Genomic DNA, 7,189 nt, shown 5'->3' with positions numbered 1-7,189 from the left:
TCCCCCCCCCTCTCCCGATCCTCCGGGGTGTCTGCCCTCATTCAATACCCTTTTTGGGGGTAACCCCCCGGGGGGGCCCCCCCCCCCGGGGGGCCGCCCTCCGTCGTCGTACCGGAAGTACCGGGGTCTACGCCTCGCGCCGGTGCCGCCCGCCCGCGGCCTCCGTGTCGTCCCGCTCCGCGGCCTGCGCCGCCCTGCGCTCTTCCTCGGCCTTCTCCTCGGCCTCCATCTCCGCGAACACGTCGATCGGCGCCGGCGCCTTCGCGAGGAAGACCCAGGTCAGCCAGACGGCCAGCAGGAACGGCGGGATCTTCAGGGCGACCAGGACCCAGCCGAGCTGTGCGGTGTCGGCCCACCAGTACAGCGGGAAGAGGATCGCGCACTTGGCGAGCAGGATGCCGCCCCAGGCGTAACTGGCCTTGGCGTAGGCCTTCTTGCGGCCGGGGTTGCGGGTCCGCCAGGAGAGGTTCTCCTTGAAGACCGGGCCGAGGATGAGCCCCATCAGCGGCACGCCCGCGAGCGTGGTGATGATGTACGCCAGGCCCAGGCCCAGGGTGTAGAGCATGCCCGGCAGATAGAAGTTCCTGGCGTTGCCCGTCATCATCGCGAAGACGACACCGAAGGCGACGCCGAAGACACCGCTGAAGGCGTGCTTGACGGTGTCCCGCATGACCAGGCGGACCACGACCAGCAGCAGCGACATCGCGAGCGCGGCGATCGCCGACAGGTGCAGGTCCTTGTTGATCGTGAAGATCGTGACGAACAGCAGGCCCGGCAGTACCGTCTCGACCATGCCCCGGACGCCGCCGAACGCCTCGAACAGGGCGGCCTCGGTCACCGCCCGTGCGTCGTCGGCCTGAGTGTCTTCGGTCGGCTTGTCGAGAGACGTCACCGGCTACTCCCGTCCGAGGGGTCGGAGTTCGTATTTCGGATTGAACAGCACCCGGCGGCCCCGGCTCATCGAGATCCGTCCGGAGGCGATCAGCTTGCGCCCCGGTTCTATCCCGACGATGGAGCGCCGGCCGAGCCACACCACGTCCAGGGCGGCGGAGCCGTCGAACAGCTCGGCCTCCAGGGCCGGGACGCCCGCGCGCGGACGCAGGGTGACCGTGCGCAAGGTACCAGTAACGGTCACGACCTGACGGTCGTGACAGTCGCCGATCCGGGTGCAGCCGGTGGTCTCGGTGTCCTCCCGCAGCTCCTCGGACTCCAGGTCCTCCTGCGAGGAGGAGAGCCGGTCGAGCATGCGCCGGAACCGGCCCACCGGCTTCTCGGAACGCGGAACAGCACTCATATCCGAAAGCGTACCGGGGTGCGCCGACAGCGTTGTACCCGCGGCACTAGCGTTCGAACCGGTATCCCATGCCCGGTTCCGTGACGAAGTGCTTGGGGTGCGAGGGGTCCGCCTCCAGCTTCCGCCGGAGCTGGGCCATGTAGACCCGCAGGTAGTTCGTCTCCGTCCCGTACGACGGCCCCCAGACCTCCTGGAGGAGCTGTTTCTGGCCGACGAGCCGGCCGGTGTTGCGGACCAGCACCTCCAGCAGGTGCCACTCGGTGGGGGTGAGACGTACGTCCCTGCCGTGCTTCTGGACCTTCTTGGCGGCCAGGTCGACGGTGAACTCGCCGGTCTCCACCAGGACGTCCTCCTCGCCGCCCCCGGTGGGCTCCGCGCGGCGCACGGCGGCCCGCAGCCGGGCGAGCAGCTCGTCCATGCCGAAGGGCTTGGTGACGTAGTCGTCGGCGCCCGCGTCCAGCGCCTGGACCTTCTCGTCGGAGGAGTGCCGGGCGGACAGCACGAGGATCGGCACCCGGGACCGGTCGCGCAGCCCCCGGATCACCTCGACGCCGTCCATGTCGGGCAGGCCGAGGTCGAGGACGACCACGTCGGGGTGGCGGTCGGCGGCGAGCCGGAGCGCGGTGGCACCGTCGTGCGCCGCGTCGACCTCGTACTTGCGCGCCTTGAGGTTGATCACGAGAGCGCGCACGATCTGCGGCTCGTCGTCGATGACCAACACCCTGGTCATGGGGCCTGCCTTTCGGGTCGTGCCGCTGCGAAGGGATCGGTGAGGAGCTCCACGCGCGTGTGTGCCGCGCGGAGCGTCAGCACCATGGTGAGCCCGCCACCGGGCGTGTCCTCGGCGTTGAGGGTGCCGTCCATGGCCTCGGCGAAGCCCCGGGCCACGGCGAGCCCGAGCCCCACACCGGCGCCGCGCGGCGCGTCCCCGTGGCGCTGGAACGGCGCGAAGATGCGCTCCTTGGCCTCGTCGGGGACGCCGGGACCGCGATCCACCACGCGCACCTCGACCCGGTCGGCGATGGCGCTGGCGGAGACCCGGACGGGGGTGCCGGGCGGACTGTACTTCACGGCGTTCTCGACCAGGTTGGCCACCGACCGCTCCAGCAGCCCCGGATCGACGGCGACCATGGGCAGCGACTCGGGGACGTCCAGCTCGGCGCTCCCGTCCGGCACCCCGCCGAGCGCCATCGGCACCACCTCGTCGAGGTCGATCTCGCGGATGATCGGGGTGACCGTGCCGGTCTGGAGGCGGGACATGTCGAGCAGGTTGCCCACCAGGTGGTCGAGCCGGTCGGCGCCCTCCTCGATGCCCTCCAGGAGCGCCGCCCGGTCCTCCTCGGACCACGCCACGTCGTCGGACCTGAGCGAGGAGACGGCCGCCTTGATCCCGGCGAGCGGGGTCCGCAGGTCATGCGACACGGCCGCCAGGAGTGCCGTACGGATGCGGTTGCCCTCGGCGAGCGTGCGGGCCCGGTCGGCCTCCTCCCGGAGCCTGCGGCGGTCCAGGACGACGGCGGCCTGGGCGGCGAAGGCGGCGAGCACCCGGCGGTCCTCGGCGGGCAGCACCCGGCCGGTGAGCGCGAGCGCCATGTGGTCCCCCACCGGCATGTCGACGTCGGCGTCCTCCGGCCGCTCCACGGGCGGCCCGAGCCCGGCCCGCCCGGCGCAGGTCCACGGCTCGACGTCGCTCGCCCGCTCCAGCAGGGCCGCCGACTCCATGCCGAAGGTCTCGCGCACCCGCTCCAGGAGCTCCTCCAGACGGGTCTCGCCGCGCAGCACGTTCCCGGCGAGGAAGGACAGGATCTCCGACTCGGCGCGCAGCCGGGCGGCCTGCTGGGTGCGGCGGGCGGCGAGGTCGACCACGGAGGCCACCGAGATGCCGACGCCCACGAAGACCACGATGGCGACGATGTTCCTCGGGTCGGCGACGGTCCAGCGGTGCAGGGGCGGTGTGTAGAAGTAGTTCAGCAGCAGTGAGCCGAGCGCGGCCGACGCGAGCGCCGGGAAGAGCCCGCCGAGCAGGGCCGCCGCGACCACCACCGCCAGGAACAGCAGCATGTCGTTGGCCAGGCCGAGGTCGACGGTGGTGAGGAGGACCGTCAGGACCGCCGGTCCGGCCAGACCGACCAGCCAGCCCCACAGGACGCGGGGCCGCCCCAGCCGCGCGCCGCGTGCGACGGGCAGGCCGCGCCCCTTGGCGACCTCGTCGTGGGTGACGATGTGCACGTCCAGGTCGGACCCCGACTCGCGGGCCACGGTCGCGCCGACGCCGGGTCCGAAGACGTACTGCCAGGTCTTGCGGCGGGAGGAGCCGAGGACGATCTGGGTGGCGTTGACCCCCCGCGCGAAGTCGAGCAGCGCGGCCGGTATGTCGTCGCCGACCACGTGGTGAAAGGTTCCGCCAAGATCCTCGACGAGGGTCCTCTGCACGGTGAGTTCCTTGGGCGAGGCGGAGGTCAGCCCGTCGCTCCGGGCGATGTAGACGGCGAGCACCTCACCGCCGGCCCCCTTCTCGGCGAGGCGCGCGGCCCGGCGGATCAGCGTCCGGCCCTCCGGGCCCCCGGTCAGCCCTACGACGATCCGCTCCCTGGAACCCCAGATCGTCGAGACCCTGTGCTCGCTGCGGTACTGCTTGAGGTACTCGTCGACCCGGTCGGCCACCCACAGCAGCGCGAGCTCCCGCAGGGCGGTGAGGTTGCCGGGCCGGAAGTAGTTCGACAGGGCCGCGTCGACCTTGTCCGACTGGTAGATGTTGCCGTGCGCCATCCGACGCCGCAGCGCCTGGGGCGACATGTCGACAAGCTCGATCTGATCGGCCCGCCGCACGAACTCGTCGGGCACCGTCTCGCGCTGCCGCACCCCGGTGATCGACTCGACGACGTCACCGAGCGACTCCAGATGCTGGATGTTCACCGTCGAGACCACGTCGATCCCGGCCGCGAGCAGTTCCTCCACGTCCTGCCAGCGCTTGGCGTTGCGCGAGCCGGGGGCGTTGGTGTGGGCGAGTTCGTCCACCAGGGCGACGGCGGGTGCCCGGCGCAGGACGGCGTCCACGTCCATCTCGGTGAGGACGGCGTCCCGGTACGCGACCTCCCTGCGCGGAACGTCCTCGAGCCCGCCCAGCATCACCTCGGTGCGCGGCCGCCCGTGATGCTCCACGACGCCCACGACGCAGTCGGTGCCCCGCTCGATCCTGCGGTGCGCCTCGGACAACATCGCGTACGTCTTCCCGACGCCCGGCGCCGCACCGAGATAGATCCGAAGCTTGCCGCGTCCCATGTCCCCATCGTCTCCGGTCGACACCTACCAGCGACGACCTTACGACCGCCGACACCGCGAGGGCGTCCGGGCGGGGCTCCGCGAGCGGTCTTTGACGGAACCCTGACGGGGGTGCGGACGGGTGTCCCGGGGAGGGCTGAACACTCCGAGCCCGGCGTCCGCGACGGGCTCGGCGATCCGACCGGTCGTCCTGCCCCGGGCAAGGTGTCCCGCACCCGGCACCACGGCCAGGACCACCGGCCACCGCCGCCTCGGCCGCCAGGCCAGGGACCGCACCCTTCAAGCCCGCCCCGAAGGCCTCCGAGCGCCCCCGGAACGCCCTCCCAACCCTCCCGGACCACAGCCGCACTCCCCCGCGCCCCCGTCAGGCCCGGAGCCACGCGCGCCACGGGGCCCTGCGGCCGCGCACCCGCACAGGACGGAGGGCCCGCTTCCGGAGCCCTCTCACACCGCCCGCAACGCACCACCCCAGCCGAAAACCGCGCCCCGAGTTCGCCCCTCACGCCCCCACGATCTCCCCGTCCCCCAGTTCCAGCACCCGGTCCGCCAGGTCCAGCAGGGTCGCGTCGTGCGTGGCGACCAGGGCGGTGACGTTCTCGCTGCGTACGACGGCCCGCAGCAGCTCCATGACGGCGTGCCCGGTCTCCGCGTCCAGTTGGCCGGTCGGCTCGTCGGCGACGAGGAGGGAGGGGGTGTTGGCGAGGGCGCGGGCGATGGCGACGCGTTGCTGCTGGCCGCCGGAGAGCTCACCGGGCCGCTGCTTCGCGTGGTCCGCGAGGCCGACCAGGGCCAGCAGCAACTCGACGCGCTCCTCACGCGCGCGTGCCTCCATCCGGCGCAGCCGCATCGGCACGCCGACGTTCTCGGCGGCGGTGAGGATCGGGATGAGCCCGAAGGACTGGAACACGAAGCCGATACGGTCCCGGCGCAGCGCCAGCAGCCCGTCCTCGTCCAGCCCCGCGATGTCGACCCCGTCGAGCTCGACCCGCCCCCGGTCGGGCCGGTCGAGCCCGCCCACGATGTTGAGGAGCGTGGTCTTCCCGGAGCCCGAGCGCCCCTTGAGCGCGACGAGTTCACCGCGCGGCACCTCGAAGGAGACCCCGCGCAGCGCGTGCACCGCGGCGGCCCCCTCGCCGAACGACCTGTGGATGTCCTCCACCCGCACCATGGTCTCGGTGACCACCTGAGTCATACGTCCTCCCCCGTGAAACCGTGTGACCGCGGAACCGCGAGACCCGCGGAACCGCGAAACCGGGCGCCAGTATCAACCGCCCGGCGCCCGGTCTACAACGTTTTCAGCTCGGGTTGTCCCCGTGGGTGAGGGTCTCCCAGGCCACGAACAGGTTGTTGCTGCCCGCCGGACGGTTCCGCTCGGTCAGCGTCTGCGTGTTAGTCATGCCCATGCCAAGCCTGTTGTGCAGCGCGTTGTACCCGACCTCGGTGACCGGCCCGAGCCCCGGCTTCAGCGACCCGCCGCACAGCCAGCTCGGCACGGCCGCCCCCAGCTCGTACTTCGCCTGGAACCCCAGCGCCTGCCGCAGCCGCTCGCCCACGTCCGTGCCGTACAGGTCCTGCCCCTGGATCCGGCTCGTCTCCGCGACGTGCGAGATCGCGGAGATGCCGTACCCGGTGTGCGTGAGGTCCCGGCAGGTCTCCTGGGTGAGCCCGGTGACGAAGGTGGACTGCCCCTGCCAGTAACCCACGATCTTGTCCCGGGTGTTGAGGTTCTGGCTCGGCACGGTCTTCGGCAGCTCACCGTCGGAGGCGAGGTACACATAGGCCGCGGTACGGGTGCGGAACTTTGCCATGGCCTTGTCGTACGACGTCTTGTCCTCCAGGAAGACGGAGATGCCGACGGCCGCCTCCATCATCGACAGCTCCCAGTTGCCGTTGGAGTTGGAGCCATTGATGACCTCGGGGAGGTAGACGTTCCGGAGCATGGTCGCGAAGCGTCCGGAGTTCGCCCAACCCCCGCTGTACGTGTACTTGATGATCTCGGCGGCCCTGGGCCAGGAGGAGCCGGCCCAGCCGGTCTGGAGGGGCGCGTTGCTGTTGGTGTGGTCCGTGATCACCGCCGACCAGGCGTCCATGAGCTGGATGGACTTCTTGGCGTACCGCTCGTCCCGGGTGATGTACCAGGCGAGCGCGTCGGTGTAGGCGGCGATCGCGTCCTCGCGCTCGTCGGTGCAGCCGTAGTTGGGGTTCGAGTACGACCCGCACTCGACAACCGCCCGCGGCTTGGGCGTGCGGTTCAGATCGGCGTACTTGCTCGCCAGCATGGCGTCGAAGGCACCCTTCCAGGGCTGGGCACCCGCGGTCACCTTGCCGCGGGCGAAGTCCAACTGCCCCTGGGAGACGGTGACTCCGGGATGGACGAAGGTGGCGGGAGCGGCGTCTGCGGGTCTCGCGAGCAGACTCATGGCGAACGCGGTGACGATCACCAGCGGTATCGGACTACGCACAGCGACTCCATTCTCGTATGTGAACGTAAGGCGCCCCTATGAACACAGCTGTTGGCGGATGACCGTAGGTACAGACCAATACAGCGTCAAGCCCTCGCGCATGACCGCATGACAAAGGGCCGCACCCCGCGACGGGGTACGGCCCTTGACG

Annotated in this window: 6 protein-coding genes; all 6 read right to left on the bottom strand. The window is 71.1% G+C overall.

Features of this window, described 5'->3' with window-relative positions; translation table 11 throughout:
* Positions 1-127: 127 nt before the first annotated feature.
* The 6 genes from ABZ098_RS30120 to ABZ098_RS30095 all read right to left on the bottom strand — a co-directional run bounded on the left by ABZ098_RS30120 (position 128) and on the right by ABZ098_RS30095 (position 6,996).
* The gene (locus tag ABZ098_RS30120; RefSeq protein WP_356596455.1) at positions 128-892 is read right to left on the bottom strand and encodes a DUF3159 domain-containing protein; all 765 of its coding nucleotides are present in this window, start codon (positions 890-892) and stop codon (positions 128-130) included.
* A 3-nt stretch (positions 893-895) separates the two neighbouring features.
* Positions 896-1,294 carry an OB-fold nucleic acid binding domain-containing protein gene (locus ABZ098_RS30115; RefSeq protein ID WP_356596453.1) on the bottom strand — a complete coding sequence of 133 codons (399 nt, stop codon included), beginning with the start codon at positions 1,292-1,294 and terminating at the stop codon, positions 896-898.
* A gap of 46 nt (positions 1,295-1,340) precedes the next feature.
* Complete coding sequence (locus ABZ098_RS30110; protein WP_356596451.1) at positions 1,341-2,024, bottom strand: response regulator; 684 nt, start codon at positions 2,022-2,024, stop codon at positions 1,341-1,343.
* Positions 2,021-4,576 carry a sensor histidine kinase KdpD gene (locus tag ABZ098_RS30105; RefSeq protein WP_356596449.1) on the bottom strand — a complete coding sequence of 852 codons (2,556 nt, stop codon included), beginning with the start codon at positions 4,574-4,576 and terminating at the stop codon, positions 2,021-2,023. The genes ABZ098_RS30110 and ABZ098_RS30105 overlap by 4 nt, the downstream gene beginning before the upstream one ends.
* Positions 4,577-5,075: 499 nt before the next feature.
* Entirely contained in the window at positions 5,076-5,768 is a 693-nt protein-coding gene (locus tag ABZ098_RS30100; RefSeq protein ID WP_356596447.1) for an ABC transporter ATP-binding protein, read from the bottom strand.
* 103 nt (positions 5,769-5,871) lie between these two features.
* A complete protein-coding gene (locus ABZ098_RS30095) occupies positions 5,872-6,996 on the bottom strand; it encodes an alginate lyase family protein (protein ID WP_356596463.1) in 1,125 nt (374 codons plus the stop codon).
* Positions 6,997-7,189 lie beyond the last annotated feature (193 nt).

It is taken from the genome of Streptomyces sp. NPDC006335 (genome assembly GCF_040612795.1).
GTDB lineage: Bacteria > Actinomycetota > Actinomycetes > Streptomycetales > Streptomycetaceae > Streptomyces.
This window is presented reverse-complemented; position numbering and strand designations above follow the sequence as displayed.

What these genes read in the sequence shown, in the direction of transcription:
- ABZ098_RS30115 (WP_356596453.1), bottom strand. Translation starts at nt 1,294, where the DNA reads ATGAGTGCTGTTCCGCGTTCCGAGAAGCCGGTGGGCCGGTTCCGGCGC.
- ABZ098_RS30100 (WP_356596447.1), bottom strand. Translation starts at nt 5,768, where the DNA reads ATGACTCAGGTGGTCACCGAGACCATGGTGCGGGTGGAGGACATCCAC.
- ABZ098_RS30105 (WP_356596449.1), bottom strand. Translation starts at nt 4,576, where the DNA reads ATGGGACGCGGCAAGCTTCGGATCTATCTCGGTGCGGCGCCGGGCGTC.
- ABZ098_RS30110 (WP_356596451.1), bottom strand. Translation starts at nt 2,024, where the DNA reads ATGACCAGGGTGTTGGTCATCGACGACGAGCCGCAGATCGTGCGCGCT.
- ABZ098_RS30095 (WP_356596463.1), bottom strand. Translation starts at nt 6,996, where the DNA reads ATGAGTCTGCTCGCGAGACCCGCAGACGCCGCTCCCGCCACCTTCGTC.